Source organism: Pedobacter miscanthi (assembly GCF_003315595.1).
GTDB lineage: Bacteria > Bacteroidota > Bacteroidia > Sphingobacteriales > Sphingobacteriaceae > Pedobacter > Pedobacter miscanthi.
The window spans coordinates 1-583 of record NZ_QNQU01000080.1 but is presented as its reverse complement, the minus strand read 5'-3'; the positions used below and the strand labels follow the sequence as shown (position 1 = coordinate 583).

Annotated in this window: 1 protein-coding gene; it reads left to right on the top strand. The window is 32.1% G+C overall.

All coding sequences use genetic code 11. From position 1 onward, the window contains the following. Positions 1–38 precede the first annotated feature (38 nt). Positions 39–583, top strand: a 545-nt coding sequence (locus DRW42_RS28965) for a DUF8188 family protein (protein ID WP_482811918.1), incomplete at its 3' end; no start/stop codon positions are given.

Sequence of the window (583 nt, the reverse complement as noted above, 5' to 3'; positions counted from 1 at the left end):
GCTGGATAGTCGGTGTATTTGTATTGTTTCCCTTATTTGTGTTTTTGTATAATAAGATTACTGTACGAAAAAATGATGGGGAAAAATATTTAAATTTTTATGTAGGTAAAATTTTTAAAACAAATCTAAAGATTCCAGTTTCTGATATCAACAGTCCTATATATATGAAAACAGACTTCGATCATTATAGAAGAGGTGCTAGTGGCATTGGCTTTAAAGGATTATCTGGAGAAATACAGTATATTACTTTTTTCGAGACCGTCAAAGATAAATATTTTAGGATCTATCTGTTTGATACTAACTATCAAAGCTATGCGAATTTTGAATCTGTAATTGAAAAAAAGGAAATAGCTGCATGGGTAAATCAGGATGATTTAAAAGATCCCAACTATGGTACCAAAGAAAATCCTATTCCTGTATTTAATTTTAAGGGAGTGAATGAGCCAATTAGGACGTGGGGCGGAGATGCAACAGGCTCAAAAGTTGTTTATGAAAGCTTGGAACCTACAGATGAACAATACAAACACAATGTTCTAACCTATTTAACCTACATCATGCCAAAAGACGAATTTAAAAAGCGTTT